At 68.3% G+C, this 16,305-nt stretch carries 15 protein-coding genes; 9 read left to right on the top strand and 6 right to left on the bottom strand.

Going from position 1 to position 16,305, the window contains the following annotated elements:
• Positions 1-160: 160 nt before the first annotated feature.
• Positions 161-961 carry an AraC family transcriptional regulator gene (locus IEW13_RS01830; protein WP_188549198.1) on the bottom strand — a complete coding sequence of 267 codons (801 nt, stop codon included), beginning with the start codon at positions 959-961 and terminating at the stop codon, positions 161-163.
• Positions 962-1,036: 75 nt separating this feature from the next.
• On the opposite strand from IEW13_RS01830, the gene IEW13_RS01825 reads away from it, so the two are divergent.
• From IEW13_RS01825 to IEW13_RS01800, 6 genes are all read left to right on the top strand, one after another.
• The gene (locus tag IEW13_RS01825; protein WP_188549197.1) at positions 1,037-1,528 is read left to right on the top strand and encodes a VOC family protein; all 492 of its coding nucleotides are present in this window, start codon (positions 1,037-1,039) and stop codon (positions 1,526-1,528) included.
• 107 nt (positions 1,529-1,635) lie between these two features.
• Positions 1,636-2,013, top strand: coding sequence for a nuclear transport factor 2 family protein (locus tag IEW13_RS01820; protein ID WP_188549196.1), 378 nt, complete (start codon positions 1,636-1,638; stop codon positions 2,011-2,013).
• 123 nt (positions 2,014-2,136) lie between these two features.
• A complete protein-coding gene (locus IEW13_RS01815; protein WP_373283528.1) occupies positions 2,137-3,888 on the top strand; it encodes a bifunctional 3'-5' exonuclease/DNA polymerase in 1,752 nt (583 codons plus the stop codon).
• A 318-nt stretch (positions 3,889-4,206) separates the two neighbouring features.
• Positions 4,207-5,442 carry an MFS transporter gene (locus IEW13_RS01810; protein WP_188549194.1) on the top strand — a complete coding sequence of 412 codons (1,236 nt, stop codon included), beginning with the start codon at positions 4,207-4,209 and terminating at the stop codon, positions 5,440-5,442.
• Between the two features lies 1 nt (position 5,443).
• Positions 5,444-6,217: a MerR family transcriptional regulator gene (locus IEW13_RS01805; RefSeq protein ID WP_188549193.1), complete on the top strand. Its 774-nt coding sequence runs from the start codon at positions 5,444-5,446 to the stop codon at positions 6,215-6,217.
• A gap of 269 nt (positions 6,218-6,486) precedes the next feature.
• Positions 6,487-7,143 carry a hypothetical protein gene (locus tag IEW13_RS01800; protein ID WP_188549192.1) on the top strand — a complete coding sequence of 219 codons (657 nt, stop codon included), beginning with the start codon at positions 6,487-6,489 and terminating at the stop codon, positions 7,141-7,143.
• Positions 7,144-7,401: 258 nt separating this feature from the next.
• On the opposite strand, the gene IEW13_RS01795 is transcribed toward IEW13_RS01800, so the two are convergent.
• Positions 7,402-8,196: an NAD(P)H-dependent oxidoreductase gene (locus IEW13_RS01795; protein ID WP_188549191.1), complete on the bottom strand. Its 795-nt coding sequence runs from the start codon at positions 8,194-8,196 to the stop codon at positions 7,402-7,404.
• Between the two features lie 91 nt (positions 8,197-8,287).
• Here IEW13_RS01795 and IEW13_RS01790 point away from each other — a divergent pair, with 91 nt between their 5' ends.
• Together IEW13_RS01790 and IEW13_RS01785 are read left to right on the top strand one after the other, a co-directional pair.
• Positions 8,288-9,244: an AraC family transcriptional regulator gene (locus IEW13_RS01790; protein WP_188549190.1), complete on the top strand. Its 957-nt coding sequence runs from the start codon at positions 8,288-8,290 to the stop codon at positions 9,242-9,244.
• Between the two features lie 514 nt (positions 9,245-9,758).
• Positions 9,759-10,199, top strand: coding sequence for a VOC family protein (locus IEW13_RS01785; protein ID WP_188549189.1), 441 nt, complete (start codon positions 9,759-9,761; stop codon positions 10,197-10,199).
• Positions 10,200-10,338: 139 nt separating this feature from the next.
• On the opposite strand, the gene IEW13_RS01780 is transcribed toward IEW13_RS01785, so the two are convergent.
• Positions 10,339-11,655, bottom strand: a complete 1,317-nt coding sequence (locus IEW13_RS01780; protein ID WP_188549188.1) for a GntP family permease — start codon at positions 11,653-11,655, stop codon at positions 10,339-10,341.
• A 209-nt stretch (positions 11,656-11,864) separates the two neighbouring features.
• Positions 11,865-13,190, bottom strand: coding sequence for a histidinol dehydrogenase (gene hisD, locus IEW13_RS01775; RefSeq protein ID WP_188549187.1), 1,326 nt, complete (start codon positions 13,188-13,190; stop codon positions 11,865-11,867).
• 211 nt (positions 13,191-13,401) lie between these two features.
• Here hisD and IEW13_RS01770 point away from each other — a divergent pair, with 211 nt between their 5' ends.
• Positions 13,402-14,397 (top strand): LacI family DNA-binding transcriptional regulator, encoded by a 996-nt coding sequence (locus tag IEW13_RS01770; RefSeq protein ID WP_188549186.1) that lies wholly within the window; start codon positions 13,402-13,404, stop codon positions 14,395-14,397.
• Between the two features lie 18 nt (positions 14,398-14,415).
• Here IEW13_RS01770 and IEW13_RS01765 read toward each other — a convergent pair whose 3' ends face one another.
• Both IEW13_RS01765 and IEW13_RS01760 read right to left on the bottom strand, forming a co-directional pair.
• A complete protein-coding gene (locus tag IEW13_RS01765; RefSeq protein WP_188549185.1) occupies positions 14,416-15,123 on the bottom strand; it encodes an IclR family transcriptional regulator in 708 nt (235 codons plus the stop codon).
• On the bottom strand, positions 15,120-16,295 hold the full coding sequence (locus IEW13_RS01760; protein WP_229744858.1) for a CaiB/BaiF CoA transferase family protein: 1,176 nt from the start codon (positions 16,293-16,295) through the stop codon (positions 15,120-15,122). The genes IEW13_RS01765 and IEW13_RS01760 overlap by 4 nt, the downstream gene beginning before the upstream one ends.
• Positions 16,296-16,305: the final 10 nt, after the last annotated feature.

The following is a 16,305-nucleotide window of genomic DNA, read 5'->3' as shown; positions in this document are numbered from 1 at the left end:
CAACCTCTCCAACTACCGCCTCCGCATGCTCCTCGTCGCAGGCGGACTCAACACGTGATCCCCACCGGAAGTCCGAAGAGCCACTTTACGTTCTTCCCCGCACGCAGCCTTGTCATGCGGTCGAAGCGAGCGCGGCCGAAGCCCCACCGTGACCATGGACTTACCCGTCGGACAGGGATTTCCGGTAGTTGCTGGGCGTGAAGCCGAGGTTGGTCCGGAAATCGTTGGTCAAGTGGGCGTGATCGGCGTAGCCGAATTCGTGCGCCAGCGCGGCCAGGTCGAGGCTCGGGTCGTGGCGGAGTTTTTCTGCCGCTTCCTGAAGCCTGCGGCGGCGGATCAAGGAAGCCGGGGAAACGCCGACGTACTTGGTAGCGAGCCGTTGCACGCTACGAGTCGAGAGGTGTAAGTGCGCAGCGAGGTCTGCCACATGCTGCACGGAGGGGTTGGTTTCGGCAGTTTCGACCATACGGTTGGCCAGCAGCGCTTCATCGCTCGGACTTCCCATTCGGCTCAGCAGCCATTCGGTGAAGACGGCGACGGCCGCGCCCCGGCGATCGTCCCCTGGACCCTTGGCGTTCATCGCCGTGCGGACCGCAGCCGAGAGCTCGGGAAGCTCGACTTCCCGGTAGGCATCGCGGAGCAGGGACACGTCCTCCACCAGGGCGGGGACTGCGGCAGGGCGAAGCAGCGCTCCCACCGCCCAGCCTTTCCCGGTCAGATCACGGTGGGACGCGCGCGTCGTCGGCCCCGAGATTCCGGTCACGGTGTCCTCGACAACGAGATTGCACGCTGGGAACCCGATCAAGTGCTGGCGTGAGGTGCGTCCGGGCTCGATGTCCCACTCGGGAATCCAGAACCAGCGCACGAACACCGCGAGATCGCCGGTGGCAGGCTCACGGTGGAAGGTCGGGAGGCTGGCCGGGTACAGCACCCCGCGTGACGTTGCCGGATTCGCGGTCACCTTGCCCACTCTACCGAGCGGAGATGGCGCGAATCTTCAAGCGCAGGCGGTTTCGATGGCCGTACGTTTGGGCGTATGACAACAGCAGCGCACGGTGAACACACCGACCACGGCACGCCCAGGGGTGCCAGCAGCATCACGCCGTTCCTCGCGATCCCGAACGCCCGTGAAGCGATCAGCTTCTACCGAGACGTGTTCGGCGCTCGCGTGGTCGACGTGACCGAGATGGGTGGCATCGTGGTTCATGCCGTCCTCGACTTCGGGCACGGGCTCCTCCAGATCGGCGAACCCGTTCCCGACTATCACCTCGTCGCCCCTCCGGCCAGGGAGGACGACTGCTACTCGCTCGGCCTGTACGTCTCCGATGTCGATGCGGTCGTTGCCTCAGCCGAAGCCGCCGGAGCAATCATCCGCGAGCCGATCGCCGATTTCGTTTCTGGTGACCGTTACGCAAGTATCCGAGACCCCTTCGGCATTCGCTGGTCGGTCATGACCCGGGTGGAGGACATCTCAGAGGACGAGAGCGCACGCCGCGTCGCCGAATGGGCGGCCGCTCAAGAGGCATAGGTCATAGTGCGGTCCGGACATGGCTGCCGCCCACACCACCCTGCGACACATCGACCGCTGTGACGTCACTCTCCCGGTCGCAGAGCCGGCAAGCCGAAAGGGATCCCATGGAGATCAAGCTCCCCACCGACTGCGGCAACGCGCCCCGCGTGGGCATCGTCGGAGATTTCGCGGTGAACTGGGCCAGGGGAGATACCGCGGCCGTCTCCGAGCGGCTTGCCGACGACGCGGCCTGGACAGTCGTAGGAGGCGAGACCCGCATCGGCCCTGATGCTGCCCAAGAGGTCGGCCCACCGTTCTCGCCCGAGCGCCTGGAGGTCGTCTCGGTCGTCACCCACGGCCGGCTCGCGTCCTGCGACGGCTACCTGGAGGCAGGAGGAAGACGGCTCGACTTCAGCCACGCGATCCGTTTCACCAGCACCTCGAAGACCGCGAAGATCGCCGAGCTGAGAAGCTACTGCATCGAGTTAGAAAGCGACGATTAGGACAAGCGCCACGATAGTGCCGAGTAACACGGGCGCAGCACCAGGCAGGTGGCCCATTTCCACGGCTCCGGCTGACACCAGGCCCAGCCAGCCGTCGCCGGAAGTTCGGGCTAGCGTTGTCACGTGAGTGCGAATTCCGATCCTCCGGCCCGCTGGTGCGTGCTTGGTCATACCGCCGCCAGACGTGTCGCTGCGGTCATGCTGAACGCACTCGGCGACACCATCGACAGGATCGAACTGGACGCCGATGCGCTCCCGGAGTTCGTGTCGGCACAGGAATCGGCAGTGAGCCCCAGATGGGTGTGGAGCGACGCCCCTTCCTGGTACCCGCCGCTCCTGGCCGCCGGAGTCAGAGTCGACCGCTGCCACGACCTGCGCCTGTGCCACGCGATCCTGTGTCGCGCAGAGCTGGTGGCTGATCGCGCGGCGCTCGTCGAGGCTTCCCACTGGGATGCCGCGCCGGGCACTGCGGAGCCGAAAGCACCCGGCACATCGGCACTGTTCGAGATCGAGAACGCCGCCGGGCACATGACGGCCGAGGTGCCGCACGATGTCGATGAGGCGCTACGGGAGTTCGGACGTCAACGCGCCGCGGTCACAGCCAGCGCCAGCTCCGGCCGCCTGCAACTGCTGCTCGCGGCCGAGTCAGCCGGTGCTCTCGCCGCGGTCGAAATGGGTACAGCGGGAGTGCCGTGGGACGAAGAGGAACACAGCCGGATACTGACGGAAACCCTCGGCCCGAAACCGGCCCCCGGGCAGAAGCCCGCGAGAATGGCGGAACTCGCCCATGAGGTGCGTCGTGCGTTGAACGAACACGACACAAGCCTCGACTCACCCCCGAAACTGCTGCGGTCGCTGCGCCGGGCGGGTATCAACGTGCAATCGACGTCGCGCTGGGAGCTCGAAGATCAGGAGCACCCCGTGATCGAGCCGCTGCTGCAATACAAGCGGCTGGCGAGACTTCACTCAGCCAACGGCTGGGCCTGGCTCACCGAATGGGTGAACGACGGCAGGTACCACCCCGTGTACGTCCCCGGTGGAGTCGTCACCGGCCGGTGGGCATCGAGCGGCGGGGGCGCCCTGCAATTGCCTCGCGTGCTCCGGCCCGCGTTGCGCGCCGACCCCGGATGGCTGCTCGTCTCCGCCGATGTGGCTCAGCTGGAGCCCCGCGTGCTGGCAGCGATGGCCGGCGATACGGCGATGGCGGCGGCCGGACGCGGTAAGGACCTGTATTCGGGCATCGTGCAAAGGGGCATCGTCGCGACCCGGCAGGAGGCGAAGATCGCCGTGCTCGGCGCGCTCTACGGATCGACCACGGGGGACAGCGGTCGTCTCGTACCGCAGCTGCGACGCATCTTCCCCGCCGCGATGGCGGTCGTCGACCGGGCCGCGAGCACAGGCGAGCGGGGAGGCATCGTCTCCACCTGGCTGGGCCGCTCGTCGCCGCCGCCGGGTCCCGAGTGGCATCGCGCGCAGGACCGCGCGAGCCAGCCCGGTGCGGGCGACGCGGAAGAACGCCGCGCTCGCAGCTCGGCCAGAAGCTTCGGCCGGTTCACGCGCAACTTCGTCGTGCAGGGAACCGCCGCCGAATGGGCGCTGGCCTGGATCGCGGAGCTGCGGCTCCGCCTGGCCCGCATGGCTCCCGTCCTGGATACCCCGCCCGCTCGCGCATCCGGCCCCGCATTCGAGCGGCGCCCGCACCTGGTCTTCTTCCTGCACGACGAAGTCATCGTGCACGCTCCGGCCGAACATGCTGAGGAAGCCGCTGAAGCGGTGCGGGCATCTGCCGTCTCCGCCGGAAAGCTGCTCTTCGGGGATGCACCCGTCGACTTTCCACTCGATGTGCGGATCGCCGAACGCGCGGTCAAGGGGTAGGACTAGCGGCCGCCGATCCGCTCGGCCGGTTCAGGCCCCCGCCACGCCCGCACCACCCGCGCCGGACACAGCGCCGCTTCCTGCTTGGCAGCTCGGCTACCGGCAGAAGAGCTGCCAGGCTTCAATGAGAAAAGCAGAAGGCAAGAAGAACGAATACGCGACTTCGTCGGCAGCCCGCGGGGCCGAGAACCTTCGGCAGCGGACGCGCCGGAGCTGAGATGGCTCAGCGCGCGGAACATCGCCTTCGATCTTCATGCGCCATCCAGCACCGGTGCTCGGATTGACTCCGTCGTTACGTCATAGTTCTCAATGGAGGCTATGCGTAGAGTCGTCGTCTTTTATCTCGCCTCCATCACGCTGGCCGTGCTGGGCCAGTCAATTGCCGCGATCGCGCTGCCGCTGATCGTACTGACCACCACCGGCAGCGTCCTGGGCACCGGAGCGGTCGCGGCAGCCACCGCCATCCCGGGGCTGCTGGCTGGACTATTCATGGGAGTGGTGCTGGACCGGATCAACCGGCGCACCGCCTCGATCATGTGCGATCTGATCTCCGCCGCCTCGATCGCCGCCTTGCCGATCATCGACCTCATCACCGGATTGAACATCGGCTGGTTCATGCTGTTCGGCGCGTTGTCCACGCTCGGAGACGGACCCGGCATCACCGCGCGGGAAACCATCCTCCCGGCGATCGTCCGGCACGGAGGCGTCTCCGCCGAGCGACTCATGGGCCTGCGCGAGACCATGACCACGATCGCGCTGCTGATCGGCCCTGCCGCAGCAGGGACGCTGATGGGGTTCTTCGAGGGGACCACCGTGCTGTGGATCACCGCCGGAACGTCACTGGCCGCGGCGATGATGACGCTGATGCTTCCAGCCGTGGTGGGCCGTTCCGCGCTTGCAGAGACCGAAACCACCAAGCTGGCAGGCACCGGATGGTCGCAACTCAAGGACGGGTGGAGGGTGCTGCTGAAGAGCCGCTTCCTGGTCGGGATGACTCTGCTGATGCTGGTGTCGCTGATCACCGTCGCCTCACTGCAGGGGCTGCTCCTGCCGGTGTACTTCACCGCAGAGGGCTCCCCCGAGCTGCTCGGATTCGTCCTCACTTCCCTGGCAGCGGGTTCCCTGCTCGGTGGCCTGGTCTACACCGTGGCCGGCCGCAGAGGCCGCCGGCGCCTATGGTTCACGCTCGGCATCTGCGGCAACGCGCTGGGCTTCGCCATCGCGGCGACGCTGGCGGAGATCTGGGTGGTCTTCCTCGGCGCTTTCGTCCTGGGATTCTTCAACGCTCTGTTCGGCGCGCTGATCTCGGTGCTGAACATCGAACGCATCCCGGAGGACATGCGAGGGAGGATCCTGGGAACCCAGAACGCCCTGATCCCCGCAGCTGCCCCCGCTGGCATCGCCGGGGCCGCCGTGATGGTGGAGTTCATGAGCCTGGAGACCGCCGCGCTGATCTTCCTGGGACTGTGGGTGGTCTTCGTGGCCTACGGTCTGTCCGCCTCAGCGTTCCGTAACCTGGAGAAGTCCCCGCCCGAGGCGGCTGAGGAGGCATGAGATGCGCAGCGCCGAGATCGCTCGTCTGGCCGGCGTCACCGTGCGCACCCTGCGCCACTACCACCAGGTCGGACTGCTCGCTGAACCGCCACGGACGTCCAACGGCTACCGCGACTACGCCATCCAAGACCTGGTCCGGCTGCTGCGCATCAGACAGCTGGCTGCGCTCGGCGTGCCTCTGGAGCAGATGCCCGCAATGCTCGACGGTGACGAGCGCGAAGAACAGAATGCGGCGCAGCTGCTGGAAGAACTGGACCGGGAGCTGGCCCAGCAGATCGAACGCCTCAGTGCGCAACGGGATCTGATCGCCAGGCTGCGCAGCCACGGGGCCTCACCAGACGTGCCACCCGATCTGGCTCCCTTCCACGCGCTCTTCACCATAGCGGGATATCCCCGGCGCATGGCGCAGATCGACCGGGACCAGGTTGTGCTGCTCAGCCACTTCTCCGGCGAGCCCGGCAGGGCCTACCTCGCAGCCCTCTACGAGCAGCTGAGCCAGCGGCCTGAGCTGATCGCGGCCGCGACGGTCTTCACCCAGCGCTTTGATTCCCTTGACGAGACCAGCAGCGATGAGCAGATCGCCCTCCTCGTCGACGACTTCGCCGCTGCGTTCGGCGAGGCCATCTCGGCTCTGCTCCCAGGCGATCACCACCTGGACGAGGCGGCAGAGCTGATCGAAGAGTACGGGGCCCAGGCGTACAACGCCCAGCAGCAGAAGGCCCTCGGCCTGCTGACCCAGCGCCTGAGCGCCGGCGGCGCTCCGGATCGCTCCTGATGCGCGAGCCGACCCTTGAGGACCTCTGCGCTCACACCGGACAAGGAGAGACGTCGCGCCACGATGTGCGCAGATGGCTGGACCGGCAGAGGCGCACTCGCGCACGTGAACGGACGGTGAACAGAAGGTCAACTGTTCGTCGCGAGGGTTGAACGTCGTTATCAAAACGTGATGATGATGGTGGTGCCCGATCACGCACGGCCGAGCCGTCCGATCGACAGGAGTTCCGGACATTCGGCCCGCCGCGCACAAGCCACGGAGGCACCACCGTGACCGATCAGCACATCACCCTCGACCCCGACGCCATCCCCGCCACCACAGCCCAGTCTGGCGCCACCACCCGCCGGGGCCTGTTCCGCCGGGCCGGGCTCGTCGGCGCCGCCGCCGTCGCCGGCTTCGCCGCGCCCGCCGTCATCGGCACCGCGTTCCCGCAGCCCGCTCATGCCTGGGTGTCCGGCTGGAACTACCGGATCTCCCGGCAGGAAGTCCTCAATCGCGCCTTCTCCTGGGTCAACAATCCACGCGCCTACAGCATGACGAGCTCGTCCATGGGACCGGAGCAGATGTCGAGCGTCCTGTGGCGCCAGGACTGCTCAGGCTTCGTATCGATGGCCCTGGGCATCCGCCACAGCGACAACCCGACCGGGCTGACCACCGAGACGCTGCACCCCGACGGCGGCTACGGCATCAGTTCCTCCGTGGCCGCCAGCTCCCTGCTGCCTGGTGACTTCCTGGTCAGGAAGAACGCGGATTCGGCCAATGACATCGGACACGTCGTCCTCTTCAACGGCTGGGCCTCGGACACCACCTATTACGCGGTCGAGCAGATGTACCCCGACGGCACGGTCTCACGGACGCGGACCTACTCGGCCGATATCAACGCCTATTACCGCCCGTTCCGCTACGTCAACATCTACGGCAGCTGACACTCCCACCCCTCGGCAGGACTCCGGACTCCCCCACGGCCGGCCACTGCACCACGGCCGGCGACGCCTCGGGCGGCAGCGGCACATCGCCGCTGCCGCCCGATGCCGTCACCACGAGCCGGCCACCGGTTCAGATGATCACCCTGAGGCGATCACCCGCCCGATGACGAGTCCCAGCGCGGCGACCGCAGACGACGGCACCGGTCCGCCAGCCGAACTGCTCCCAGCACCGCCGGATCACCCGGCGCCACTGTGCGCTCACTCTTCCCGCAGGTGGATGCCCAGGTCGGTGCGGCCGGGCAGCAGATCCTCCCTGAGCGCCCTGGTGCCGCGGTACTCCCCGTCGCGCAGCCGCCGGTACGGCAGGGGCGCTTCCGCATCAAGACCCTCAAGGCGCTGCAGGAGCCGGTCGGTCTCGCGCTCGACGCCGGTGTCACCGAGGCCATCGGCGTCGTGCACGACGTGGAGCCGCGGTACGTCGATGCCGACGTACCAGAGCGTGCCGTGGGTAAGCGGGAAGAGCACCGAGTCGATGTCCCCGCTGATCCCGCGAGGGCCGATGGAGCCGGCGTCTTCCCCCGCGGTCACGACGACCAGCGCCTTACGTCCCCTCAGGCCGCCGTCGCCGTAGCGGCGGGGCACGCCCCGCTCCGGATCGAGGTCGCCGTAGGCGAAGCCGTTCGTCAGGACCCGGTCGAACCAGCCTTTCAGGATCGCCGGCGGCCCGTACCACCACAGCGGGAACTGCAGGATCAGCAGTTCGGCGGCGGCGAGCCGGCCCTGCTCGCGCCGGACGTCCTCGGGGATCTCGCCTTTGCGGTAGGCCTCCCCGGCGAGTTCCACGATGCTGCCCGGGTCGGGCGCGGCCCTGCCCAGATCGCGTTCGGCCAGGACGGGATCGAATCCTTCCCCGTACAGATCCGAGACCGTCACGTCGTACCGCTTCGACAGCGCCGCGGCACCGGCATCGAGGAGGTGCCCGTTGAGGGACGTGCGGCGAGGGTGGGCGTAGATCCAGAGAGCGCGTCCCGGTTCGGGTGTGTGAGTGATCATGTCTCCATTCCAGCAGGGCACCTAAGACGTGTGAACGTCCAGAACGCTCGCCTCGATACGTGATCGTCTACCGATCGTCTACTCTGGCCGGGTGGACACGCTGACCGAGGTACTCGACGACATCCGCTCGGCCGGGGCACTGCTCGGCAAGAACCTGCTCAGTCCGCCGTGGGCCATCAGCGTCCGGGACAGGGCGTCGATGACCCTGGTCGTCATGGTGCGCGGAGACGGCTGGATCGTCTCCGGCGAGGGTGCGGCGACACGTCTGCGCAGCCGCGATCTGGCGGTGGTCACGGGAGCGGCGCCGTTCACCGTCACGAGCGAGGCAGACGCCGTGCCGGCCCCCTGCTACGTCGTCGGCGAGGCCGGTGTCTGCACCGACGCGGCGGGAACGCCGCTGCCGGAGGAGAGCATCGGGCTGGGCGTGCGAACCTGCGGCACGGCCCCCGACGGGGAGCATGCCCTGCTCACGGGGTCCTACGCCGCGGCCGGCCGCATCGCTGACCGGCTCCTGAACGCGCTCCCTCCGGTCCTCGTCGTGCCACGCGAGGCAGTGCGTTCAGCGCCGCTGGGGCTCCTGGAGGCGGAGATCGACCGGGAGGCTCCCGGCCAGCAGGCGGTCCTGGACCGGCTCCTGGACCTGGTGCTGATCGGGACGTTGCGTGACTGGTTCGATCTGCCCGGAGTCCGCGCTCCGCAGTGGTACCACGCAGCCGGCGACCCCATCATCGGCCCGGCCCTGAAAGCGATCCACGAGGACCCCGCCAGGCCGTGGACGGTAGGCGGCCTGGCGCGGCGGGCGCAGGTCTCCCGCGCCACTTTCGCGCGCAGATTCGCCGAGCTGATGGGAGAGCCACCCATCTCCTATCTGACCGGCTGGCGGCTGTGCCTGGCCGCAGACCTCCTGCAGGCCGGTGATGACACGGTCGAGGCCATCGCCCGGCAGGTAGGGTACGCGAACGCCTATGCCCTCAGCGCAGCGTTCACGCGTGAATACGGCATCCGTCCCCGCGACTACCGGCGCACCGCGGGCGATCCGGCCGCCTGAGGAAAGCGACGGCGGGGGAGCGCTTAAGCCGCGCGCGCATCGGTGTGGGAGAAGCCCTCGCCTTCCCGAAGGCCCGGAAGGCGTGCCGGAAAGCATGCCCTTCAGGCTCTCAAGCGAGCCCGGCAATGAGCACCGGCGTATACGACGATCATCATGCCGGAAGGGTCGCCAGGTAACGTTCAAGCGCTTCCTGAATCGCCCCATCTGGGTATTGCCACTACGGCCTGCGGCTATATCCGGAGTGCGTACGCGGCAGAAATGCCCCTTCCCAAGGGCGGGCCGTCCGGGCGAGGATGGAGGCGACGGCTCGACGAGCACATCGACGTTCGCCCCGCCGCCGCATGACGCGTCCGCCCCCCGCCTCACGCGGGTCTCTCCCCCCGGCGCCGGCATCTCCCGGCCCCGGCACCGCACCCGGCACGCCTACTCCTCTTCCTTCTCCCGGCTCTGACGGACCTGCCCGTTCCGCCTGGCAGGCGCCGCGAGGGAATCCACCACCGACGAAAGGCACATCATGGCCATCGGAATGACCCCGTATCTGCAGTTCCCCGGCACCGCGCGCGAAGCACTGGAGCTGTACCACTCCGTCTTCGGCGGCGAGCTGGGCTTCATGACCTACGCGGAAGGCATGGGCGAGGACGGGGAGGGCCGCGACCGCATCATGCACGGCTCCCTGTACATCGACCGCGGCATTCACCTCATGGCGGCCGACCTCCCCGAGGGCATGCCCGGCAACGGGCTGGGGACCGTCGCTCTGAGCGTCAGCGAGGCCAACGCCCGGGAAAACGGCACCATTGAGGACTGGTGGGCCAAGCTGAGCCCGCACGCCGAGGTCACGATGCCCCTGGAGACGGCTCCGTGGGGCGACAAGTTCGGCATGCTCAAGGACACGTTCGGCGTGGAATGGATGTTCAACACCGCCGAGGGCGACTCCGGAAGCTCAGCGACGCCCTGAGAAGCCCTGGAACGACACGGTGGCCGCACCTTCCCGAAAAACCCGGGAGAGTGCGGCCACCGTGCGAAGCCGCCCAAGGCGAGCCTTCAGCGGGCATCTGCGTCGAGCGTGCGACGCCCGCGGGACGGGCGCCCGCGGATCACATGCCCAGGCTGAACAGGGTCACGGCCAGGACGGCGCCCAGCAGCGGTGTCACCACGGTCACGGCGAAGCAGGCCGCATAGGCGGACTTGTGCGTCTCGCCGCAGATGACGCGGATGGTCGTGACGATGTACCCGCCGTGCGGCAGCGAGTCCAGGGCGCCGGAGGACAGCGCGGCGACGCGGTGCAGCGCCTCCGGGTCCACGCCCTGTGCCAGATAGCCCGGTGCGATCTCCGGCAGCACGATCGTCATGCCGCCCGAGGACGAACCGGTCAGGCCGACGATGATCAGCACCGCGATGCTGGCGCCGATGAGCGGCTCATTGCCGCCGATGGAGGTCATGAACTCCACGGCGTCGCTGAATGCCGGGGTGGTCCTGGCGATGGTGCCGAAGCCCACGACCGCGGCGGTGTTGGCGATGGCCAGCAGCGCACCGGTGGTGCCGGCGGCCGCGGTGTCCCAGAACTTCTCCAGGAACCGGCGGTTCAGCAGCCAGGCGGTGATGATGCCGCCGGACAGGGCGACGATGAGCGCCGAGGTGCCCCAGGCGTCGTGGAAGATAAAGGACAGCGCCAGCACCACGGCCAGCGGCAGCATGGACAGGAACGGGTTCGGCGTCTCCCGGTCCACCTGCACCGGATCGCCGGGACGGGATTCGAAGCGCTCGCCGTTGGCGACGGCACGGGCGATCATCCAGCGCAGCCACACGTAGCCGAAGACCATCATGAACAGCGCCACGATGATGCTCACCTGCCAGCCGGCGAACGGCGAGGTGTCCAGGAACTGGATGGGGATCCAGTTCTGGATCTCCGGGGAGCCGGCGGAGGTCATGGTGAACGTGACTGAGCCGAAGGCCAGCGCCGCCGGGATGAAGCGGCGGGGGAAGTCGGCGAGCTTGAACAGGGCCAGGGCGATCGGGAAGACCGTGAAGCCCACGATGAACAGGCTCACGCCGCCGTAGGTCAGCAGGGCGCAGGCACCGACGACGGAGACCAGGGTGAACTTGGCGCCCAGCCGTTCCATCATCCACTTGGAGACGGCCTCGGCGGCCCGGCTGTCCTCCATCACCTTTCCGAAGATGGAGCCCAGCAGGAACATCAGGAACCAGGAGGCCACGAAGCCGGAGAAGCCCTCCATATAGGTCCCGACGAAACTGGCTTCCCCTTCCTCCACCATCTGGGGGAAGAGCGGGAGGCCGCTGATCACCGCGAGGACCAGGGCGCACAGCGGGGCGGCGATCAACAGGTTCATGCCGCGCATCACGAGGATGATGAGCAGCAGCAGGCTCCCCAGGAGCCCGAGAGTGGCGAGCATCGACGTACCTCTTCGTACTGTGGAGGGGCGGGGCGGTCATCGGCGGGCGCTCGGCCGGCGAGACCTGGCGGCCGCGAGGCGGCGCCGGTTGACGTGGGAGTGCACTCAGGCGAGTGCGGTCGCGGCTTCCGGCCGCGATGAGGGGGCGGAGCAAGCTCCCGCGCGACGGTCCCGGCAGCACGGCTGCCGCCGGGACCGTCGCGGAGATGTCAGTACTGGTCGCTCCAGTCCAGGGTGGCCTGGCCGTACTTGGCAGCGCGCACATCGCCGGAGCGGGCGTGCCCCTCGAAGCTCTCGGCACGGGCCGCGCGGCCGGTCAGCTCTCCGAAGAAGGCGCTCGACTCGGTGTTCGTGATCTCCTGGTAGGTCACGGTGCGCAGGAACTTCCCCACCCACAGCCCGCCGGTGTAGCGGGCCGCGCCACGGGTGGGCAGCACATGGTTCGTGCCGATCGACTTGTCGCCGTAGGACACGCAGGTACCCTCGCCGAGGAACAGCGCACCGTAGTTGTGCATCTTCTCCAGCGCCTCGCGCGGCTCGGCGGTGAGGATCTGCACGTGTTCGAAGGCGTACTCGTCCGCCAGGGCGTAGGCGTCGTCGAGCGTGTCCACCACGTGGATCTCACCCCAGTCCCGCCAGGCAGGCTCAGCGAAATCCTTGGTCGGCATCTCCGGCAGCAGGGCGTCGATGTGCGCCTGGGTCTGCTCGGCCACCTCCCGGCTGGTGGTGATGAGGACCGCCGGGGAATCCGGGCCGTGCTCGGCCTGGGAGAGCAGGTCGACCGCGGTGATGAACGGGTCAGCCTCCTCATCGGCGACGATGAGCACCTCGGTGGGGCCGGCGAAGAGGTCGATGCCGACCTCGCCGTACAGCTGGCGCTTGGCCTCGGCGACGAAGGCGTTGCCGGGCCCGGCGAGCATATTGACCGGCCGGATGCTCTCGGTGCCGATCGCCATGGCGCCGATGGCCTGGATGCCGCCGAGCAGGTAGATCTCGTCGGCGCCGGCCAGATGCATCGCGGCGATGGTCGCGTCGGGCATCTCACCGCGGATGAGCGGCGTGCAGGCGGCCACGCGCTGCACGCCGGCGACCTTGGCGGTGAGGATGGTCATATGCGCGCTGGCCAGCAGCGGGTACTTGCCGCCGGGGATGTAGGCGCCCACATCGGTGATGGGAACGTTCTTCTGTCCCAGGTGGACACCGGGCAGAGTCTCGATCTCGAAGTCCTTCAGCGAGTCGAGCTGCGCCTCGGCCATCCGGCGCACCTGCGCCTGGACGTACTTGATGTCCTCGATGGTCTGCTCGGGGACGCGGGCGATGGCCTCGTCGACCTGCTCCTGCGTGAGCAGGTAGGAGTCCGCATCGTACTTGTCGAACTTGTTGGAGTACTCGCGCACGGCGGCGTCGCCGCGCTGGCGGATGTCCTCGAGGGCGGCCGCGACCGTCTCCCGGACGTCCTGGGCGCTGCCCTTCTGGGTGTGACGCTTCTCGGGCGCCTTGATCGTCGTGTACCGGATTGAGGTGTCCTCGATCATGTCCACACTTTCGTCGTTGCGTCGTTACAACCTCGGGTCAGCGCAAATGTATACGTATGCAGCAGCACCGCGCAACACCGCGCCACCCGGAGAACGCCCCTCTCGGCCACGCGGCGCACGCCGGGTCCGCAGTCGCCGCGGCACATCCTGGGAGTCCCGGCAAGCGCCGCGGGATAGGCTTGACCGGTGTAAGCGAGGAGGAAGGACAGACGTGGTCACCAGCAGAGACGTTGCGCGCCTGGCCGGCGTCTCCCAGGCGACCGTCTCACGCGTGCTGAACTCCCGCGGCCCCATCGCCGAGCCCACCCGGCAGCGGGTGATGCGGGCGGTCGACGAACTCGGCTACGTCAAGCACTCTGGCGCCACGGCGATGCGCACCCGGCGCACCGGCACCGTCGGCATCGTGGTGGCGGAGATGTCCAATCCGTTCTTCCAGGAGATCTTCGACGAACTGGTCTTCCAGTTCGCCCAGAAGGGCCTGCGCACGATGGTGTGGCACGCGCACACGCACGCCGAGGACGCCGTCGCCGCCATCCGGGACCGCGCCATCGACGGCGTGGTGTTCTCCGCGCTCTCCGAGGGCTCACCCCAGATGCAGGCAGCGATGCAGGCCGGCCGGCCGATGCTGCTGGTCAACCGCGTCACGGACTCGCTCAACTACGACTGCGTCGTCAGCGACAACCTCGGCGGCGGCCGGCTGGTCGCCGACTACCTCGCCCAGGCCGGGCGCAGCGAGGCGGTCATCATCGCAGGTGACCGCACCACGAGCACGGGCCGGGACCGGCGGGCCGGGTTCCTGGAGGCGATGGCCGGGCACGGCGTTCCCGTGCCGGAGAGTCACCGGTATGAGGCGGACTACATCGCCGAGCGGGCGGCCGAGTGCGTGCGGCGCCACGTGCGGCGGCACGGCGTCCCCCAGGCGTTCTTCTGCTCCAATGACGCCATGGCCATCGCGGCCATGAATGCCCTGCGGGAACTCGGCGTCCGGGTGCCGGAGGACACCTGGGTGATCGGCTACGACGACGTGGCCGCCGCCGGCTGGCCCGTGGTCGGCCTGACCACCGTCTCCCAGTCCAGCAGGGAGATGGCTCGCCAAGGCGCGGAACTGCTGTTGCGACGGCTCGAGGAGCCCGGCTCACCGTGGCAGCGGCGGGTATTCGAACCGCGCCTCGTGGTGCGCGCCTCCACGGCCCACCACCGGGCCTGAGCGCTGCAGCGAGCAGAGTCAGGCCAGGCCGGCGTCGGCGAGGGTGGTCAGGGCGATCTCCCCGAAGTACTCGAGCTTGTCGTTCACGCGGGGCCCGGGCCCGGCGATGGAGAGGGCTGCCGCAATCTTGCCCTCGATCCTGGCTCCCACGGCTGCGGCGCCCACCTCCGGTACCGTCTCGCCGCGGTTGTAGGCAACGCCTGAGGCCACGATGGCCTCCCGTTCGGCCAGGTACGCGTCCATCACCTCGGCGGGAAACCGTTCGGCGATGGTGGCGTCGGATTGCCGGGGCGCCAGCGCCAGGAACAGCTTTCCGCCGCTGGTGGGCAACAACGGCCGGCGAACCCGCAGTTTAGGCACGTAGCAGACCTCATAGACGGAGGGCGTGGTGTGCACGTAGATCACCGAGTCGGCCACCCGCACCACGATCGTCACGGTCTCCCCGGTGCGGACGGCGATCTCCTCGCAGACGTCCTTCAGCAGCAGGACCACTGAGGACTCAGCCGGGCCGAGCACGGCATGCAACCCGTTGCCGAGCACGTATCCCTGCGGTGTCTCCTCCAGGTACCCTTCCGCCACCAGGCCGCGGGCGAAGCCGTGCACGGTGCTCTTGGGCGTCTCCAGCTGATTCGTCAACGCGGACAGCGAGACCGGCCGCCCGTCAGCGCGCGCGACCGCTTCGAGCACGCCGACGATGCGGTGAACGGTCCGGTGCTCGTGGGTCACGCCGGTTCCGTCCTGGCCGCGCGGCGCAGCAGCGCCAGCACCTCCTCGCGGTCGCCGTCGAGGGGCGCGAGGTCCCGTACCGGGGCCCGTTCCCGTCCGTGGAAGGTGACCGGGCTGCCGACGTGCACGTACTCGCCTTCGGTGGGGTGGGTGGTTCTCGTGAGCATGGGTCGGCCTGCCAGATACGGGTCGTCCACCAAGTCGTCCATCTGATTGACCCGCTGCACCGGGATCCGGCGCGCGCGGCACTCCTCCTCGATCCGCTCACAGGACCGGGAAGCGGCGTAGGAGGCGATGACTTCCTCATAACGTGCCGCGTTGGCACTGCGCAGCGCGGTGGTGCGCAGCTGCGGATGGGTCAGCAGATCGGGCCGGTCCAGCAGTTCGCAGAAGGCGCGCCAGTTGACGTCGGTGTACGGCATCACGCACACCCATCCATCGGTGGCGCGGTGCGGGCGGTGGTCGGGGGTGAGCACCCTGGACCAGCCGACCGGGCCGCGCTGGGGAAGGTACGAAGCGCCGCCGAGATGCTCCACCATGGTGAAGCCCGCCATCGTGTCGACCATCGGCACGTCCACCCAGGTGCCCGCTCCGCTGACCGTGCGGTCGTGCAGGGCTGCCAGTGCGGCGTTCGCCATCATCATGCCGCACACTTTATCCGCGACGACGTAGGGCGAGTACCCGGGCTCGCCGTCGCGGAGCCGGTACGTATCGCTCAATCCGGAAGCCGCCTGCACGATGTCGTCATAGGCGGGCGCATCGCCGAGGGAGCTGTCGGAGGAGAAGCCCTGGCCCGTGCACAGGACAGCCCCGGGATTGATCTGCCGTACGGTCTCCCAGTCGATGCCCAGTCGCTCCCGGCTTGCCGGAAGCAGATTGGTCAGCACGACATCGGCCCAGGCCAGCAGCTCACGCAGCACGGACTTGCCATCGGGTTCGCGGGCGTCGAGCTCGATGCTCCGCTTACCGGCGTTGAGGTTGAGCGAGAGGGCGCTCATCCCGGCCTCGTTGTTGAGGCCGATCCGTCGTCCGATGTCCCCGCCCGGGGGCTCCGCCTTGATGACCGTGGCTCCCATGTCGCGGAGGATTTTCCCCGCGAAAGGCGCCATGATGACGGTCCCGATCTCCAGTACGTTCACATCGGCCAGGGGCGGCCGCAACGGTTCCGACACTGGGCTCCTT

It is taken from the genome of Sediminivirga luteola (assembly GCF_014639315.1).
Classification (GTDB): Bacteria; Actinomycetota; Actinomycetes; order Actinomycetales; family Brevibacteriaceae; genus Sediminivirga; species Sediminivirga luteola.
Note: the sequence above shows the minus strand (reverse complement) of the source record. Positions and strands in the feature narration are given on the sequence as shown.